The sequence below is a fragment of the Cupriavidus sp. 10L45 genome (assembly GCF_056395225.1).
Genome location: NZ_JBFTJC010000001.1, coordinates 592445 through 608876, shown reverse-complemented (window position 1 = coordinate 608876; position 16432 = coordinate 592445). Strand labels below are relative to the sequence as shown.

16 protein-coding genes are annotated in these 16432 nt (G+C 69.6%); 6 read left to right on the top strand and 10 right to left on the bottom strand.

Annotated elements, in window-relative coordinates:
• Nucleotides 1–6: 6 nt before the first annotated feature.
• Both AC1DFU_RS02750 and AC1DFU_RS02745 read left to right on the top strand, forming a co-directional pair.
• Nucleotides 7–1230 (top strand): CaiB/BaiF CoA transferase family protein, encoded by a 1224-nt coding sequence (locus AC1DFU_RS02750; RefSeq protein ID WP_441592867.1) that lies wholly within the window; start codon nucleotides 7–9, stop codon nucleotides 1228–1230.
• The gene (locus AC1DFU_RS02745) at nucleotides 1227–2066 is read left to right on the top strand and encodes a citryl-CoA lyase (protein WP_441592866.1); all 840 of its coding nucleotides are present in this window, start codon (nucleotides 1227–1229) and stop codon (nucleotides 2064–2066) included. The genes AC1DFU_RS02750 and AC1DFU_RS02745 overlap by 4 nt, the downstream gene beginning before the upstream one ends.
• 12 nt (nucleotides 2067–2078) lie before the next feature.
• Here the strand turns inward: AC1DFU_RS02745 and AC1DFU_RS02740 are convergent, their stop codons facing one another.
• The 3 genes from AC1DFU_RS02740 to AC1DFU_RS02730 are packed head-to-tail and all read right to left on the bottom strand — an operon-like array spanning nucleotide 2079 to nucleotide 4900.
• Complete coding sequence (locus AC1DFU_RS02740) at nucleotides 2079–2888, bottom strand: phosphate/phosphite/phosphonate ABC transporter substrate-binding protein (protein ID WP_441592865.1); 810 nt, start codon at nucleotides 2886–2888, stop codon at nucleotides 2079–2081.
• Nucleotide 2889: 1 nt separating this feature from the next.
• A complete protein-coding gene (locus tag AC1DFU_RS02735) occupies nucleotides 2890–3894 on the bottom strand; it encodes an ornithine cyclodeaminase family protein (RefSeq protein ID WP_441592864.1) in 1005 nt (334 codons plus the stop codon).
• Between the two features lie 10 nt (nucleotides 3895–3904).
• On the bottom strand, nucleotides 3905–4900 hold the full coding sequence (locus tag AC1DFU_RS02730; protein WP_255370889.1) for a Bug family tripartite tricarboxylate transporter substrate binding protein: 996 nt from the start codon (nucleotides 4898–4900) through the stop codon (nucleotides 3905–3907).
• A 294-nt stretch (nucleotides 4901–5194) separates the two neighbouring features.
• Here AC1DFU_RS02730 and hutC point away from each other — a divergent pair, with 294 nt between their 5' ends.
• The gene (gene hutC, locus AC1DFU_RS02725) at nucleotides 5195–5917 is read left to right on the top strand and encodes a histidine utilization repressor (RefSeq protein ID WP_092296988.1); all 723 of its coding nucleotides are present in this window, start codon (nucleotides 5195–5197) and stop codon (nucleotides 5915–5917) included.
• 6 nt (nucleotides 5918–5923) lie between these two features.
• Here the strand turns inward: hutC and AC1DFU_RS02720 are convergent, their stop codons facing one another.
• From AC1DFU_RS02720 to AC1DFU_RS02690, 7 genes are all read right to left on the bottom strand, one after another.
• Complete coding sequence (locus AC1DFU_RS02720; protein ID WP_092296985.1) at nucleotides 5924–7159, bottom strand: GGDEF domain-containing protein; 1236 nt, start codon at nucleotides 7157–7159, stop codon at nucleotides 5924–5926.
• A gap of 202 nt (nucleotides 7160–7361) precedes the next feature.
• Nucleotides 7362–8144, bottom strand: coding sequence for an IclR family transcriptional regulator (locus AC1DFU_RS02715; protein ID WP_092296982.1), 783 nt, complete (start codon nucleotides 8142–8144; stop codon nucleotides 7362–7364).
• Between the two features lie 84 nt (nucleotides 8145–8228).
• The gene (locus AC1DFU_RS02710; protein WP_441592863.1) at nucleotides 8229–8996 is read right to left on the bottom strand and encodes a class I SAM-dependent methyltransferase; all 768 of its coding nucleotides are present in this window, start codon (nucleotides 8994–8996) and stop codon (nucleotides 8229–8231) included.
• Nucleotides 8997–9069: 73 nt separating this feature from the next.
• Nucleotides 9070–9939 (bottom strand): ABC transporter permease, encoded by an 870-nt coding sequence (locus tag AC1DFU_RS02705; protein WP_092296976.1) that lies wholly within the window; start codon nucleotides 9937–9939, stop codon nucleotides 9070–9072.
• Between the two features lie 201 nt (nucleotides 9940–10140).
• The gene (locus tag AC1DFU_RS02700; RefSeq protein WP_092296973.1) at nucleotides 10141–11004 is read right to left on the bottom strand and encodes an ABC transporter ATP-binding protein; all 864 of its coding nucleotides are present in this window, start codon (nucleotides 11002–11004) and stop codon (nucleotides 10141–10143) included.
• 1 nt (nucleotide 11005) lies between these two features.
• On the bottom strand, nucleotides 11006–12049 hold the full coding sequence (locus AC1DFU_RS02695; protein ID WP_255370888.1) for an ABC transporter substrate-binding protein: 1044 nt from the start codon (nucleotides 12047–12049) through the stop codon (nucleotides 11006–11008).
• Nucleotides 12050–12086: 37 nt separating this feature from the next.
• Nucleotides 12087–12956, bottom strand: a complete 870-nt coding sequence (locus AC1DFU_RS02690; RefSeq protein WP_441592862.1) for a TauD/TfdA dioxygenase family protein — start codon at nucleotides 12954–12956, stop codon at nucleotides 12087–12089.
• Nucleotides 12957–13191: 235 nt separating this feature from the next.
• On the opposite strand from AC1DFU_RS02690, the gene AC1DFU_RS02685 reads away from it, so the two are divergent.
• The 3 genes from AC1DFU_RS02685 to AC1DFU_RS02675 all read left to right on the top strand — a co-directional run bounded on the left by AC1DFU_RS02685 (nucleotide 13192) and on the right by AC1DFU_RS02675 (nucleotide 16424).
• Entirely contained in the window at nucleotides 13192–14187 is a 996-nt protein-coding gene (locus AC1DFU_RS02685) for an aliphatic sulfonate ABC transporter substrate-binding protein (RefSeq protein ID WP_092296967.1), read from the top strand.
• 175 nt (nucleotides 14188–14362) lie between these two features.
• Entirely contained in the window at nucleotides 14363–15454 is a 1092-nt protein-coding gene (pdhA, locus tag AC1DFU_RS02680; RefSeq protein WP_092296964.1) for a pyruvate dehydrogenase (acetyl-transferring) E1 component subunit alpha, read from the top strand.
• On the top strand, nucleotides 15447–16424 hold the full coding sequence (locus tag AC1DFU_RS02675) for an alpha-ketoacid dehydrogenase subunit beta (protein WP_092296961.1): 978 nt from the start codon (nucleotides 15447–15449) through the stop codon (nucleotides 16422–16424). The genes pdhA and AC1DFU_RS02675 overlap by 8 nt, the downstream gene beginning before the upstream one ends.
• The last annotated feature ends 8 nt before the right edge of the window (nucleotides 16425–16432 follow it).

Sequence of the window (16432 nt, the reverse complement as noted above, 5' to 3'; positions counted from 1 at the left end):
CCCGTCATGCAACCGCACCCGCAACCGCAACCGAACAAGCCGCTCCGCAACATCCGCGTGCTCGACCTCACCAACGTGCTGGCCGGCCCGTTCTGCTGCCATCAGCTGGCGCACATGGGCGCGGAGGTGATCAAGGTGGAGACGCCGGGCACCGGCGACCTCGCGCGCCAGCTTGGCGCCGATGCCGACCTGAACCAGCGCCTGATGGGCGTGTCCTTCCTCGCCCAGAACCCGGGCAAGCGCTCGATCACGCTCAACCTCAAGCACGCGCGCGGCAAGGAGGTGTTCCGCAAGCTCGTGGCCAGCGCCGATGTGCTGGTCGAGAACTTCCGGCCCGGCGTGATGAAGCGGCTCGGCCTTGGCCATGAAGACCTGAAGGCCGTGAATCCGCGCCTGATCTACTGCGCGATTTCGGGCTTCGGCCAGGACGGCCCGCTCTCGGACCTGCCTGCCTACGACCAGATCATCCAGGGCATGTCGGGCGTGATGAGCATCACCGGCGACCCGGAAACCGCGCCGTACCGCGTGGGCTATCCGGTCTCCGACACCATCGGCGGCATCACGGCGGCCTTCGCCATCGCGGCGTCGCTGGCGGACACCACGCGCACCGAGGGCTATTTCCTCGACGTGTCGATGCTGGAAGCCACGCTCGCCACGATGGGCTGGGTGGTCTCCAACCACCTGATCGCCGGCAAGGCGCCCTCGCCGATGGGCAACGAGAACATGACGGCCAGCCCGTCCGGCACCTTCCGCACCGGCGACGGCCTGCTCAACATCGCCGCGAACAAGCAGGAGCAGTTCGAGGCCGTGTGCCGCGTGCTGGGCCGCCCCGAACTGGCCACCGATGCACGCTTCGCGCAGCGCCAGGCCCGGCTGACCAACCGCCGCGCGCTGACCGAGGCGCTTGAGGCGGAACTGGCCCGCGAGCCCGCCACGGTCTGGTGGCAATGGCTGAACGAGGCCGGCGTGCCGGCCGGGCCGGTGCTGAACGTGCCCGACACGCTGGCCCATCCGCAGGTGCGCGACCGCGGCATGATCGGCGATTTCCCCGATGTGCCCGGCGTGGGCCGCGACATCCGGCTGGTGCGCACCGGCTTCAAGGTCAACGGGCAGGCACCCGCCGTGGACACCCCGCCACCCGAACTGGGCCAGCACACCCGCGACATCCTCGTCGAACTCGGCTACGCCGACGCCGACATCGACACCCTGAAACAGGAGCGCGCGCTATGAGCGACAAGACGATCGACGCCGGCCAGCAGGCCTCGCAGGACTGGTGGCACACCGAAATCATCGACATGAAGCCGGGCGAGATCCGCTATCGCGGCTACCCCATCGAGCAACTGATTGGCAATGTCTCCTTCGCCCAGATGATCTGGCTGATGCTGCGCGGCGACCTGCCGGGGCCCGGCCAGGGCGAATTGCTCGACGCCGCGCTGATGGCGGCGGTGGACCATGGCCCGCAGGCGCCGAGCATCGCGATTGCGCGCATGGCGGCCACGTGCGGCGTGGGGCTGAACAACGCGATGGCATCGGCCGTGAACGTGCTGGGCGACGTGCACGGCGGCGCCGGCGAGCAGGCGGTGGAGCTGTATCAGGACGTGGCGCAGCGCGAGGATGCCGGCGCCACGCGCGAGGCAGCCGTGGCGGCGGCGCTGCAGGCCTACCGGGAGCTGCGCGGCAAGTTTGTGTCGGGTTTCGGGCACCGCTTCCACCCGCTCGACCCGCGTGCGCCGCGCCTGCTGGCGCTGGTGGATCAGGCGGCCGCCGCCGGTGTGGTCTCCGGCCGCTACGCGGGCATCGCCCGCGCGGTGGAGCAGGCGCTCGGCGCCGGCCGGGCGAAGCCGATTCCGATGAATATCGACGGCGCCACGGCGGTGATCTATGCCGAACTGGGCTTCCCGGCCCCGCTCGCGCGCGGCCTGTTCTGCCTGTCGCGCTCGGTCGGCATCCTCTCCCACGCCTGGGAACAAACCCAGCAAGGCGGCCGCAACAAGGGCCCGATCCCCCGCCAGTTCATCTGGACGTACGACGGCGTGCCGCAGCGGGATGTGCCGGGCGCGCAATAGCCCGAGACGCCGTCAGCGGATCTCCGGATACTGCGTCGCCCCTGCCGCTGCCAGCGGCAGGCTGTCGTAGGCGGCCACGTCGGGCACGACGAAGCGCTGCACCACCACCGCCTCAAGCAACCCGGCGTAGCGGGCGTCCTCGTGCAGGCTGCACAGCTTGTCCACGAGCCGCTCCCGGTCCGGCGCCGGCAGGGTCTGGGCGGCTACCAGTAGCGGGATCGGCGTCCACGGCGTGACGGCGATGGTGTCCACCCCGGCCAGCCACGCCGGCTCATGCTTTCGTACGAGTTCGAGAAAATAGCTGTCGAGGGCGGTCACGTCGATCTGTCGCCCCTGCAGCGCCTCCAGCACGCGCGGCGGCGTGTCGAGCGGGCCGACCGAGGCCGAATACAGCGCGCTGCCCGACTCTCCCGCGTACGGGGCCAGCAGCAGCCGCGCCGCCTGATAGCCCGACTGCGAATGCGGCACCATCCAGCCGAAGCGCTGCCCGAAGGTATCGGGCAGGCTGCGCCAGCCGCATTCGCGCCGCACCAGCAGTTCGCTCCGATAGCGCGGCAGCCCGCCGTACGCCTCCACCGCCGGCACCGGCGCCACCAGCGGCACCACGGGCGCGACGTGTTCCGCGAACGGCAGTCCGCACATGAAGCCGCATACCAGGTCGCGCCGCTGCCACAGCGCCTTCAGGGAGGCCGGCCAGGCGTGCGGAATCACACGCACCGGCCAGTCGAGATCGGCGAAGACCTGCACGAACAGCCGCTGCCACGCCTCGGCCACTGCCGGCGTGGCGTTGTACATGCGCGTCGAGGCAACGCCGTGCGCCATCTCAGGCAAACCGCAGCGTCTGGCCGAGCCCCAGCGCCCGCGCCTTGGTCAGCATGGCATGGCCGAGCGCGATGTCCGTGGTGGACAGCCCGCGGTGCCAGAACAGGATGGTCTCGTCGTCGCGCTCGCGGCCCGGCTTCAGCCCCGCCACGATCTGGCCCAGCTCGGCATGGAGGTTTTCCTCGTTCAGCCGCCCGCTGTCCACGTGCTGGCGCAGCGCGCCGAACGGCAGCCCCTTGCGGCACTGGCCCCAGTCGTCCACCACCATCTTGCTCATGATGTCGGTCAGGGACAGCTCCACGGCGCTCATCGTGCCGTACGGAATCACCAGCGCGCCGGGCTTGATCCATTCGGTCAGCAGCATCGGCGTGGGCGCCGGCAGGCGGGAGGCTTCCACGATGATGTCCGCCCCGCGCACGCAGGACTCCCAGTCGTCAGTCACGATCACCGGCTTGCCGAGGTCGCGCGTCAGCCGGGCGGCAAAGGCGTCGCGGCTCTCCGGGCGGCGCGAATGGACGCGGATTTCGTCGAAATCGAAGATCGAATCGAGCAGCCGCACGTTCCAGTACGAAGTCCCGCGTGCGCCCACGTGGCCGAGGATCTTGCTGCCCTTGCGCGCCAGATGCCGCGCGCCGAGCGCCGTCACGGCGCCGGTGCGCATGTCGGTGATGGCCGTGGCGTCGATCACGGCCAGCGGCACGCCGTTGTCCGGGTCGAACAGGTTCAGCAGCGCCATTTCCGACGGCAGGCCCTGCTTGTAGTTATCGACATAGTCCGAAACCACCTTCACCCCGGCCACGTGCAGCGGCTTGATAAAGCCACGCAGCACGTTGAAATGGCCCTTGTCCGACGACTCCGGCACCAGGTGCACGCGCGGCTCGATCACGGTCTCGCGGCGGCCCTGCGCGGCCAGCGCGCCTTCCACCGCCGCCAGGATCTCGGCATCGGTCAGCGCCAGTTCGGCCACGTCCGGCCCGTTCAGGTAGGTCAGGTACAACTCTTTCACGGCGGTCTCCTTACTGCATCGGGGGAATGTTGGCGCGGTGCACGATGGCGCGCCATTTGAGCGTCTCGGCGGCGATGGTGCCGCCGAACGCCTGCGCGCTGTTGCCCACGGGCTCCAGGCCCAGCGCGTCGAGTTTTTCTTTCACATCGGGCTGGCGCAGCACGGTGGCCACATCGGCCTGCCATTTCTGGACGATGGCGTCCGGCGTGCCCTTCGGCGCCACCAGCCCGTACCAGGAGGTCACGTCGAAGCCCGGATAGCCCGATTCCGCCACCGTCGGCACGTTCGGCAACTGCGGCAGGCGGCGCGGGCTGGCCACGGCCAGCGGCACCAGCTTGCCGGTGCGGATGTGCTGCAACACCGTGGAAATCCCCCCGAACATCATCTGCACCTGCCCGGCCAGCACGTCGTTGAGCGCGGGCGCCATGCCGTTGTAGGGCACGTGCACCATCTTGATACCGGCCTCCAGGTTCAGCAGCTCGCCCGCCAGATGCGCGCCGCTGCCGTTGCCGGGCGAGGAGAAATTGAGTTCGCCCGGGTGGGCCTTGGCGTAGCTGACCAGATCCTTCAGCGAGCGGGCGTGGACGGCCGGATTCACCACCAGCACGTTCGGCGACGCCGCGAGCATGGTCACGGGCACGAAGTCGCGCGTCTCATAGCCGAGTTTCGGGAACAGGATGGGGTTCACGGTCAGGTTGCCGGCCGGGGCCAGGCCCAGCGTGTAGCCGTCCGGCGCGGCGCGGGCCACGGCCTCCATGCCGATATTCCCGGCGGCGCCGGGCTTGTTGTCCACCACGATGGACTTTCCCCACTTCTCGCCCAGTTTCTGGCCGATGAGGCGCGGCAGCGCGTCCGCCACGCCGCCGGCGGCGAATGGCACGATGATCCGCACCGGCTTGGCGGGATAGGTCGAATGGGTGTCCGGCTGCGCGTTGGCTGGCGCCGCCCATGACAGCGCTACCGGCAGCAGCCATGCCGCTGCCAGCCTGAAAAGATGACGATTCACTGCGGGCTCCCCGTGCTTTGCGATCGCGATGCTGCCGCCGTGACAGCGCTTCCGGCTTGTCTTCGGCAGCAGCTTGTATAGACTGATCTTATCGATCCTGTCTGATACTGTATAGACAACTTTTTGCAGATCGAAAAGCGGTTTCCGCATAAGCGGCGCAATCCCCGCGTCATCCCTGTGTCGCGCACGGCGTTGGTGCGATGCGGCACAATGCGCGGGCATCGTCAGGGGTGGCCGGCGCCGCATTTCACCGAAGCGGACCGCGCGCACCATTACAGAGAGCCAGGAGCCTGCATGTCATCGACCCCTTCGTCGGCCACGCCGACGCCCGCCTTCCAGCGCATCAAGGACTATGTGCAGGGGGAGATCGAGGCCGGCACCTGGGGCGAGGGGGACGCCATCCCGCCCGAACTGCGGCTTGCGGCCCAGTTCGGCGTTTCGCGCATGACGGTGAACCGCGCGCTCAACGAGCTGGAGGCGGAACAGGTGCTGGTGCGGCGCAAGGGCGCCGGCACGTTCGTGGCGCCGCAGCGCTACCAGGCCACCGTGGTGGAGATCCGCAGCATTGCCGAGGAGATCCGCGCGCGCGGCCACCGCCACCGCAGCGCGCTGTTCCGGCTGGAACGCCAGCACGCCACGCGCATGCTGGCCACCCAGTTCGGCGTGGCCGAGCGCAGCATGCTGTTCCATTCGGTGATCCTGCACTACGAGAACGACGCGCCGATCCAGGTGGAAGACCGCTGGGTCAATCCGGCGCTGGCGCCGGGCTATATGGAAATCGACTTTGGCGCGGTCACGCCCAACGAGCACTTGATGCGGGTGGCGCCGCTACAGCGCGCCGAGTACCAGATCGAGGCGCAACTGCCCACGGCCGAGGTGGCGGAGATGCTGGCCATCGGCGAGGCGGAGCCGGCGCTGGTGCTGCGCCGCCGCACGTTTTCGCGCGATGCGGTGGCCTCGCTGGTGGTGTTGTGGCACCCGGGCAAGCGGTATCGCTTCGGGGGCGCGCTGGGGTAGGCCCGCCTAGGCGGCGGTGACGCAGTCCATCGACGTCGGCGCCGGTGCGGGCGCTTCCGGGGTCTCGTCGATCACCATGCTCGACCCGAGCACGAACTGGTCGCGGCCCCGCTGCTTGGCCATGTAGAGCGCGCGGTCGGCTTCGGAAAACAGGTTGCGCCACAGCGACTCGCGGCTCGTGGCGCCGCCGTGCAGCTGCGCCACGCCGATGCTGACGCTGGCATGCCCGCCCCGCCCCGGCAGTTCGATCGCCCGCACCTTGCGCAGGATGCGGTTGGCCAGCGCCGTGGCCTGCTGTTCGTCCGTGTGGGGGCAGAGGATGCAGAATTCCTCGCCACCGTAGCGCGCGGCGATGTCCGAAGCGCGGCGCGAGTTGTCCAGCGCGGCGGCAATCTCGCGCAGCACGTTGTCGCCGGCGTGGTGGCCGTGGGTGTCGTTGACCTGCTTGAAGTGGTCCACGTCGATGACGAGGCAGGACAGCGCCTCGCGCTCGCGCTGCCAGCGCGCCACCAGGCCCATGGCGGTCATGTCCAGCGCGCCGCGGTTCAGCAGGCCGGTCAGTGCATCGACCCGCGCCCCGCTCTCGTTCCGGGCGATGATCTGTTCCATCGCCATCAGGCTGAAGCCGAACAGGCCCAGCAGCACCGCCACCAGCGGCGCCAGCGGCCAGACCGACGAGGCGGTCTGGGCAAAGAACGGCACCATCACGTGCCCGTGGAATGACGCCGCCTGCCCCAGCGCCGCCACCTGGGAGCCCAGCAGCACCAGATGGGAGGCCAGCACCAGCGGCCCGCCGATGCTGGTACGGCCGCGCGCGCTGCGCAGCAGGGTAATGAGGGTGGTGAACGAGGTCATGGCCAGCACGCCGTAGCCGATGGCGTGGATCAGCAGCGGGCCGTCCGCCAGCCCGCTCATCAGCACCATCAGGACCATCACCACGGCGCCGGTGGCCCGCAGCAGCATGGCGCGCTCGGGCAGGCCGTAGTAGACCCGTACGCCGCGATAGATCGCCAGCCGGCCGACGATATAGGCGCCGGCGCCGAGGGCGCCAAGCTGGAGCGACCCGGCGCCCACGCTGGCCGCCACGACCAGCCCGGCCCCGGAAGCGATGACATGGCCGCTCGCCCACAGCCGCCCGGCCTCGTTGGCGCGCAGCGCGAGCACCAGCCCCGCCGCCATTACCAGCGTGCTGGAGAACACCACCATCATGACGACCAGAATGGTCTGCTGGGCCAGGTGCACGGATTCAACATCCTCTAAAGCTACCGGGGGCGGCTGCCGTTATTGCGGTTTACCCTGATCCTGGCCGCAAGATGCCCGCTGATAACGGGAATTGCGACCGGAGAGGCGCATCATAGCCCGTGCATGGCGTGCGGCGGCACCCCCGTTAAGCCGGGTTAGCGCGCACGCAACGTTTTGAAATTACTACGGAAATCCGTGCGGATCAGTCTTCGTCAGATGGGACGTTCTGCCCTGCGGGCACCGCCGGGGCGCGGGCCGGCTGGACTTCCGGGAAGGTGCCGCCAAGCGCCGCCGTAAGCTGGCGCGCGGCCGCGAGCACCTGATCGCGGAAGGCTTCGGAGAAACGCGGCGTCGGGCAGGTCAGCGTCAGCGCCCCCTTCAGTTCCCCGGCCGGGCCGAATACCGGCGCGGAGACCCCGGCGATGTCCGGACTGCGGTCGCCCACCATGGCAATCACCCCTTCCTCGCGGATGCGCTGGTAGATCTCGCCCCGTGCGCCCGAGAACGCCCGCAGCACCCGGCCGCCGGCGCCACGGTTGCGCGGCAGGAGATCGCCGGCGCGGATGTGGTCGCGCACGGGCTGGGGGGAATCCACGCGGTACAGGCACAGGCGGTGCTCGCCCTGCTCCACGTGGAAGGCGGCCGATTCGCGTGTGTCGCGCACCAGCTCGCGCAGCGCGGGCACCACCACCTGCTCCAGCGAGAATGACGCCGCGTAGACCGCATTGAGCCGGGCGACTTCCGGGCCGAGCCCGTAGCGGCCGTCGGGCAACCGCTGCACCAGCCGGGCATGTTCGAGGGAGGCGAGCAGCCGCAGCAGCGTGCTCTTATATAGACCGCTCCGGTGCGCCAGTTCGGCCAGCCCGAGCGCGGTATCCCCTTCCCGGAAGACCGAGAGCACGAAGAGCGCCCGATCCACGGCCACGGCGCCGCCTGCAGCGCCATGCTTGTCGGCTTCGGAGAGTTGGGCGGCTTTACGTGGCATGAGGGAGCGGCGGACGGCCGGTTGGAATGGGCGTCCACCGTATAGAACGGCCCGGGGCTTGTCAATCCGCCCGGGCTAAGGGTTTCAGCCCCGTTCGGCGCAATAGGCGGCTGTGGTGTACGGGAACGCCACCGCCGTCTGGCCGCGCAGCGCCGGGTCGGTGGCGATGACGTCGTGCAACTGGGCGCGCACCGCGTCCTGCTGCGCCGGGGGCAGCGAGGCGATGAAGCTGACCGACATCACGCGGTCCACGATGACCTGCTCCGGCGCGCCGGTGTGGGTGTAGGGGAATTCCGTCAGGCGCAGCGGCCCGAAGCCTTCGGCGGGAAAGACCCGCTTCCAGTCACCCCGGTAGTAGCGCGGGGCATCCCCTTCGAACGGGGTCATGATGGCCGTGAGCCGGGCCACCCAGTCGACCGATTCATCGCGCACGTTCCACACCAGCCCGAGCTTGCCGCCGGGGCGCAGCACGCGGCGGATCTCGGCCATGGCGGCGGGGTTGGCGAACCAGTGGAAGGCCTGCGCGCAGACCACGGCGTGCACGCTGGCGTCGGGCAGCGGGATGGCTTCGGCGGTGCCGGCCAGCACGGTGGCGTCCGGCAGCTTGGCGGCAAGCTGGGCGCGCATCTCGGCGACCGGCTCCACGGCCACCACGCTGGCGCCGGTGGCGGCCAGCAGGCGGGTGAACTTGCCGGTGCCGGCGCCGAGGTCGACCACGGACTTGCCCGGGGCGAGCCCCAGCGTGTCGTGCAGCCAGTGCGCCAGTTCGGCGGGATATTCGGGACGCCCGCGGGCGTAGGTATCGGCCTGGGCGGCAAAACCCTGGGCGGCGGCATTGTGGATGGCGGTCATGGGGGCTCCGGACGAGACCACGTACCTTACTCCGCCCCTCGCCGCCAGGCAACGGGGTAACGGGCCAACCGGGTCAGTGCTGCATGCCCCAGCGCCGTACCGTCACGCGTTCCAGCGTGGTGAAGACCAGCCCCTCCACCGCCAGCCCGATCAGGATCACCGTGGCGAGCCCGGCGAACACGCGGTCTGTGTACAGCTCGTTGCGGTTCTGGAAGATGTACCAGCCCAGTCCACCCTTGCCCGACGACGCGCCGAACACCAGTTCCGCCGCAATCAGCGTGCGCCAGGCAAAGGCCCAGCCGATCTTGAGCCCGGACAGCACGGCCGGCAGCGCCGCCGGCAGCAGGATCAGCACCACATAGCGCAGGCCGCGCAGCCCGTAGTTGCGCCCGGCCATGCGCAGCGTCTCAGGCACGCCCCGAAAGCCTGCGTAGGTATTCAGCGCCAGCGGCCACAGCACCGAGTGGATCAGCACGAAGATCAGGCTCTTGCTGCCCAGGCCGAACCAGAGCAGCGCCAGCGGCAGCAGCGCGATGGCCGGCAGCGGGTTGAACATGGCGGTCAGCGTGTCGAGCAGGTCGCGCCCGAGCCGGGTGGAGACTGCCAGCGTGGTCAGCACGAAGGCCAGCGCGATGCCCGCCGCGTAGCCCTGCACCAGCACCGACAGCGACACCGCCGCCTTGCCCGGCAGCTCGCCATTGGCGATGCCTTCGCCAAACGCCCGCGCCGTGGCCAGGAAGGTGGGCAGCAGCAGGTCGTTGTCCTGGATGCGGGCGAGGATTTCCCAGAGCACCGCCAGCGCCAGCAGGATCACCGCCTTGCGCACCCAGCCCTGCTGCCAGAGGCGGCGATGGAAGGGCAACGGCCGCGACAGCGGCACAGCGGTGAACGGCTCGAGCGCCAGTTCGTATTCAGGGCGGATGGGGGTGTCGAGGGTGGTCATATATATATAGGCGATATCGTGGCTGGGGACGCTGCCCCTCTCCCCCGGCCCCTCTCCCGCAAGCGGGCGAGGGGAGCAAAGCGGCGGTGTTCCTTCCTCTCTCCCGCTTGCGCGACGGGGAGCAAACCGGCGGTGTTCCTCCCCTCTCCCTCTGGGAGAGGGGCCGGGGGAGAGGGTGGGCGTCTCTACGAAGTCGAAACGCTACGCGTGCGCCCTGCCCCGCTCGCCGGCGGTTTCTGCCGGCTGATCGAACAGCATCTGGTGGATGCGCTGCGCGGCGGCCTGGAAATCGGCGCTGCCCTGGCTGGCCAGGCTGAACTGGTGGCTGTTGAGTTCCGCGCGCACGCGGCCCGGGTGCGGGGACAGCAGCAGGATGCGGTTGCCGACCACCAGCGCCTCCTCGATCGAATGGGTCACGAACAGCAGCGTGAAGGCGGCGTCGTGCCACAGTTCGAGCAGTTCCTCCTGCATGCGGCGCCGGGTCAGCGCGTCCAGCGCGGCGAACGGCTCGTCCATCAGCAGCACCTTGGGCCGCATCGCCAGCGCGCGGGCAATCGCCACGCGCTGTTTCATGCCGCCGGATAGCGTGTGCGGATAGGCATCGGCGAACTGTGCCAGCCCCACCTTGTTCAGGAAGTGCAGCGCCACCTCGGCGGCCTCGGCGGCGCCCATGCCGCGCGAGCGCCGCAACGGGAACATCACGTTCTGCTTCACCGTCTTCCACGGCGGCAGCTGGTCGAATTCCTGGAACACGACGATGCGGTCCGGCCCCGGCGCCGCCACGCGCCGCCCTTCCAGGCGGATCTCGCCCTCGGCTGGCGGCACGAAGCCGGCCACGGCCTTGAGCAGCGTGGACTTGCCGCAGCCGGACGGGCCCAGCAGCACGAAGCGATCCCCGCCATGCACGTCGAAGCTCACGCGATGGGTGGCACGCACCACGCGCGCGTCGGTGCGGTATTCGAGCGAGACGCCATCCACCTGCAACAGCGGCGCAGACGGTGACGAAGACGGCGACCGGCCCGGAATCACGCGCAGATGCGCGCCTGGGTGCAGCGGTTCAGACATGTCAGCTCCCTTGGGCCGTGGCCGGGTCCTGGAAGAAGTAGTCCTGCCAGGTCTTCGGCTGGTTCTTGATCGCCCCCACGCGGTGCATGAACTCGGCCAGCGCGAAGGTGTTCTGCGGCGTGACCTTGAACTGCACCTGCGGGTTACGCAGAATCTTGACCAGCAGCGCGCGGTCGATCTTGGCCTTGTTCACGCGGATATAGAGGTCGGCGGCGGCCTCCGGATTGGCGGTGGCGAACTGCGCGGCCTCGGCCAGCGCATCGACGAAGGCGCGGTAGGTCTTGGGGTTCTCGTTGCGGAACTTCTCGGTGGCGTAGAGCACGGTGGCGGAACTCGGCCCGCCCAGCACGTCATACGAGCTGAGCACGATGCGCGCGTTGGGGTTGCCGGCCAGCTCCTGCTCCTGGAACGGCGGGTTGCCGAAGTGGCCGGTGATCTCGGTGCCGCCGGCGATGATGGCCGCCGCTGCGTCCGGGTGGGGCACGGCCACGGTCCATTTGTCGAGCCGGTTGAATTCCTTGTCGCCCCATTGCTTGGCGGCGGCCAGTTGCAGCACGCGCGACTGCACCGACACCGTGACGGCCGGCAGCGCGATGCGGTCCTTGTCGGAGAAATCGGCAATCGACTTCACCTTGGGATTGTTGCTGACGAGGTAGTACGGGAAGTTGCCGAGCGAGGCCACGCCCTTCACGTTCTGCTTGCCGTGCGTGCGGTCCCACACCGTCAGCAACGGGCCCACGCCGGCGCCGGCGATGTCGATGGCGCCCGAGAGCAGCGCGTCGTTGACGGCGGCGCCGCCCGAGAGCTGGGTCCATTCCACCTTGACGTCCACACCCTGCTGCTTGCCGTGCTTCTCGATCAGTTGCTGGTCCCGGGCCACGTTCAGCAGCAGGTAGACCACGCCGAACTGCTCGGCAATGCGCAGGCGGCCCTCGGCGTGCGCCACGCCGGTCAGGGCGAGGCTGGCGCACTGCCCAATCAGTACGGTCAGGACGGCGGCGGCGGCGCGGCGTTTCAGGGTCGTCGAAAGAATGGACAGGGACATGCAGGGGCTCCGGATGGATTTCGGTTCGGTGTCGCGTTCAGAACGGCGTATCGCCTTCGATGGTGGTGCGGTACATCACGCGGCGCAGATGGTCGGGCGTGCCGGCGGCCAGATGCAGCAGCGAGCGGTTGTCCCAGAACACGAGGTCGTTCGGCTGCCACTGGTGGCGGTAGACGTGCGCGGGCTTCACGCTATGGGCGAACAGCTCGTCCAGCAGCGCGCGGCTTTCGTCCTCCGGCAGGCCGGCGATGCGCGTGGTGAAGTGCTCGCTGACGAACAGCGCCTTGCGGCCCGTCTCCGGATGCGTGCGCACCACCGGCTGGAGCACCGGCTTCACCTGGGCGATCTGCTCGGGCGACAGGTTGGGCCGCCACGGGCTGCGCGCCTGCAGTTCGGCGTAGCGCGCCAGGTAGGTGTGCTCGGCCTGCAGGCCCTCCACCCGGCGTTGCAGGTCGGCGGGCAGCGCGTCCCAGGCGGTGTGCATATTGGCGAACAGCGTGTCGCCGCCCTCCTCGGGCAGCTCCCGCGCGTGCAGTAGCGAGCCGAGGCTGGGCTTCTCCTTATAGGAGAGGTCGGAGTGCCAGAAGTGGCCGGCATCGCCCAGCCCGATCGGCTTGCCGTCTTCCACCACGTTCGAGACGATCAGGATCTCGGGATGGCCGGGCAACTGGAACTGGTGCAGCACGTGGATCTGCAGCGGGCCAAAGCGGCGGCTGAAGTCGATTTGCTGCGCGGGCGTGATGCGCTGGTCGCGGAAGACCACCACGTGGTGGTCCAGATGGGCGCGATGGAGGCGCTGGAAGTCCGTCGGGGACAGCGGCTGGTTCAGATCGAGCCCAATCACTTCCGCACCAAGCGCGGCGTCGAACGGGCGGATCTCGAAATCCTGGAGGGTGGCAGTCGTCATGGCAATGCGCTTCTCGGCTTCTTGGGGGACCGGGGAACGGGAGGGGAACCGGGTACAAGCTATGCACTGTAAAGAGCGGGCGATATCGGAACAACGAATGAAATCGCGCGCGGTTATGCGGTTGTCGCATATGGCGCCAATCCGCATAAGCAAAGGCGGGAAGCTTCGTTCGCCACGCGGGCGCTGGCGGCTAGGCTGGCGGGTTAGACACCCACCCGAACGAAGGAAATCCGCCATGTCGCACGAATCTGACGCCACCCGCGACCCCACCCGGCGCCGCCTGGTCCTGGCCGGCCTGGGGAGCGCCGCGCTCCCGCTGCTGTCGACCCTGTCGAGCCTGTCGCACGCGGCCGATGGCGCCGAGACGCTGCGCATCGGCTACCAGAAGTCCTCCACGCTGATGATCTGGCTGAAGTCGCGCGAGACGCTGGAGAAGGCCCTCGCCCCGCTGAAGGTGAACGTGCAGTGGCACGAGTTCACCTCGGGCCTGCCGTTGCTGGAATCGCTGAACGTCAACAACCTCGACCTCACCGCCGATGTGGCGGACGCGGTGCCGCCGTTCGCGCTCGCCGCCGGCGCGCAGCTGACCTACTACGCCATCGAGACGCCCTCGCCCACGGCGCAGGCCATCGTGGTGCGGCAGGACTCGCCGATCCGCACCGTCGCCCAGCTCAAGGGCCAGCGCGTGGCATTCGCCAAGGGCGCGGGGGCGCACTACCTGCTGGTGGAGGCGCTGGCCGAAGCGGGGCTGTCCGTGCGCGACATCGAACCGGCCTACCTGACGCCCGCCGACGCCCGCGCGGCCTTCGAGCGCGGCAGCGTGGCGGCCTGGGTGATCTGGGACCCGTTCCTCGCAGCAGTGCAGCGCCAGGCCAATGCCCGCATCCTGCGCGATGGGACGAAGCTGGCCAGCTACCGGCGCTTCTATCTCGCCGCCACGCCGTACGCGAAGCGTCGGCCCGACGTGCTGGCCGTGGTCTATGACGAACTGCGCCGTGCAGGCGACTGGATCAAGCGCAACCCGGGTCCGGCGGCGGCATGGCATGCGCCGCTGATCGGGCTCGACCCGGCCACCGTGGAGGCCGCCAACCTGCGCCGTACCTATCAGGTACAGGCCGTGGACGCCGCCTCGCTCGAGGAACAGCAGCGCATCGCCGACGCCTTCGCCGCGCAGTCCATCCTGCCGAGGAAAGTGACCGTGGCGGCCTCGCCGGTGTGGAAGCCGGTGTAAGGCGCCGAAGTCAGCCGTCCTCAGTCCCCCCGGTAAGCCGATCCGCCGCCCCGTGCGGCAGCGCACGCCCGCTCCCCGCATCCGTGCCCTACACTCGAAGGCAGCAGCGTCCACAAGATGCTGCGCCGCACAGGGCACCGCGAACCTGACAGGGTTCCAACACGGGGACATCCACATGGACACTGTTGCGCGCTTCGAGATCGGCTTTACCCGCTACCTTTCCGCCCAGGGCACCGCCAGCCCAGACCTTCCCCCCTTCGCCCGCGACCCGGCCGCGCTGCTGCCGCTGTATCGCGCCATGGTGCTGACCCGCCAGTTCGACCTCAAGGCCATCGCCATGCAGCGCACGGGCCAGATCGGCACGTTCGCGTCCGCGCTCGGGCAGGAAGCGATTGGCGTCGGAGTGGCCTCCGCCATGCTGCCGGACGACGTGCTGGTGCCGTCCTACCGCGACCACGCCGCGCAGTTTGTGCGGGGCGTCACCATGACCGAGAGCCTGCTGTACTGGGGCGGCGACGAGCGCGGCAGCGGCTTTGCGGCGGCGCCGCATGACTTCGGCAACTGCGTGCCGATCGGCACCCAGGTGGGCCAYGGCGCCGGCGTGGCTTATGCGTTCCAGCTGCGCGGGCAGCCCCGCGTGGCGGTGACCATCGTCGGCGACGGCGGCACCTCCAAGGGCGATTTCTACGAGGGGATGAATATGGCCGGCGCGTGGCACGTGCCGCTGGTCATCGTCGTCAACAACAACCAGTGGGCGATCTCCATGCCGCGCAGCAAGCAGACCGCCGCGCAGACGCTCGCCCAGAAGGCCATCGCCGCCGGCATTCCCGGCGAGCAGGTCGATGGCAACGACGTGATCGCGGTGCGGCACCGCGTGGGCGAGGCGATCGACCGCGCCCGGGCCGGCGGCGGCCCCACGCTGATCGAGGCCGTGACCTACCGGCTGGGGGACCACACCACGGCCGACGATGCCTCGCGCTACCGCGACGAAGCAACGGTCAAGGCCGCCTGGGCGCAGGAACCCATCGTGCGGTTGCGCGACTACCTCGCCGCGCAGGGCGCCTGGGACCCGGGCCGGGAGGAGGCGCTGATCCGCGAATGCCAGCAGGCCGTGGCCGCTGCCGTGGACGCCTACCTGGCCCTGCCGCCGCCCGACACCGGCGCGATGTTCGACTGCCTCTACGCCACCCTGCCCGCCGCGCTGGAAGCCCAGCGCGAGGTGGCGCGCCAATATCAGACGACCCCGCCAGGAGCCCATCATGGCTGAACTGCATCTGGTGGAAGCGGTGAACCTGGCGCTGGCCCACGCGCTGGCGCATGACCCGGACGTGGTGCTGCTGGGCGAGGATATCGGCGTCAACGGCGGCGTGTTCCGCGCCACGGTGGGCCTGCAGGCGCGCTTTGGCGAGGCGCGCGTGATCGACACCCCGCTGGCCGAAGGCGGCATCGTCGGCGCGGCCATCGGCATGGCGGCGATGGGACTCAAGCCGGTGGCCGAGATCCAGTTCGCGGGCTTCATCTACCCGGCCATCGACAACATCCTCAACCACGCCGGCCACATGCGCCACCGCACGCGCGGCCGGCTGGGCTGTCCGATGGTGGTGCGCGCGCCGAGCGGGGCCGGCATCCACGCGCCCGAGCATCATTCCGAAAGCCCCGAGGCGATGTTCGCCCACATGCCGGGCATCCGCGTGGTCATGCCGTCCTCGCCCGCGCGGGCCTACGGGCTGCTGCTGGCGGCCATCCGCGATCCGGACCCGGTGATCTTCCTGGAGCCGACGCGGCTCTACCGGCTGTTCCGGCAGGAGGTACCCGACGATGGCGAGGCGCTGCCGCTCGACGCCTGCTTCACGCTGCGCGACGGTGCCGACCTCACGCTGGTGAGCTGGGGCGCGATGCTGCAGGAGACGCTGGCCGCCGCCGACCAGCTGGCCGACGAAGGCATCGGCGCCGCCGTGATCGACGTGGCGACGCTGAAGCCGCTCGACATGGACACCATCCTCGAATCCGTGGCCCGCAGCGGCCGCTGCGTGATCGTGCACGAGGCGCCGCGCACGGCGGGGCTCGGCGCGGAGATCGCGGCCAATCTGGCCGATGCCGGCCTCTATTCGCTCAGCGCGCCGGTGCAGCGCGTGACCGGCTACGACACCGTGGTGCCGCTGGCCCGGCTGGAGCACAGCTACCTGCCCTCCGTGGCGCGGATTGTCGATGCCGCGCGGCGCGCGCTGGCGGCCTAGGAGACGTT

What these genes read in the sequence shown, in the direction of transcription:
- AC1DFU_RS02750 (WP_441592867.1), top strand. Translation starts at nt 7, where the DNA reads ATGCAACCGCACCCGCAACCGCAACCGAACAAGCCGCTCCGCAACATC.
- AC1DFU_RS02745 (WP_441592866.1), top strand. Translation starts at nt 1,227, where the DNA reads ATGAGCGACAAGACGATCGACGCCGGCCAGCAGGCCTCGCAGGACTGG.
- AC1DFU_RS02740 (WP_441592865.1), bottom strand. Translation starts at nt 2,888, where the DNA reads ATGGCGCACGGCGTTGCCTCGACGCGCATGTACAACGCCACGCCGGCA.
- hutC (WP_092296988.1), top strand. Translation starts at nt 5,195, where the DNA reads ATGTCATCGACCCCTTCGTCGGCCACGCCGACGCCCGCCTTCCAGCGC.
- AC1DFU_RS02715 (WP_092296982.1), bottom strand. Translation starts at nt 8,144, where the DNA reads ATGCCACGTAAAGCCGCCCAACTCTCCGAAGCCGACAAGCATGGCGCT.
- AC1DFU_RS02710 (WP_441592863.1), bottom strand. Translation starts at nt 8,996, where the DNA reads ATGACCGCCATCCACAATGCCGCCGCCCAGGGTTTTGCCGCCCAGGCC.
- AC1DFU_RS02705 (WP_092296976.1), bottom strand. Translation starts at nt 9,939, where the DNA reads ATGACCACCCTCGACACCCCCATCCGCCCTGAATACGAACTGGCGCTC.
- AC1DFU_RS02700 (WP_092296973.1), bottom strand. Translation starts at nt 11,004, where the DNA reads ATGTCTGAACCGCTGCACCCAGGCGCGCATCTGCGCGTGATTCCGGGC.
- AC1DFU_RS02695 (WP_255370888.1), bottom strand. Translation starts at nt 12,049, where the DNA reads ATGTCCCTGTCCATTCTTTCGACGACCCTGAAACGCCGCGCCGCCGCC.
- AC1DFU_RS02690 (WP_441592862.1), bottom strand. Translation starts at nt 12,956, where the DNA reads ATGACGACTGCCACCCTCCAGGATTTCGAGATCCGCCCGTTCGACGCC.
- AC1DFU_RS02685 (WP_092296967.1), top strand. Translation starts at nt 13,192, where the DNA reads ATGTCGCACGAATCTGACGCCACCCGCGACCCCACCCGGCGCCGCCTG.
- AC1DFU_RS02675 (WP_092296961.1), top strand. Translation starts at nt 15,447, where the DNA reads ATGGCTGAACTGCATCTGGTGGAAGCGGTGAACCTGGCGCTGGCCCAC.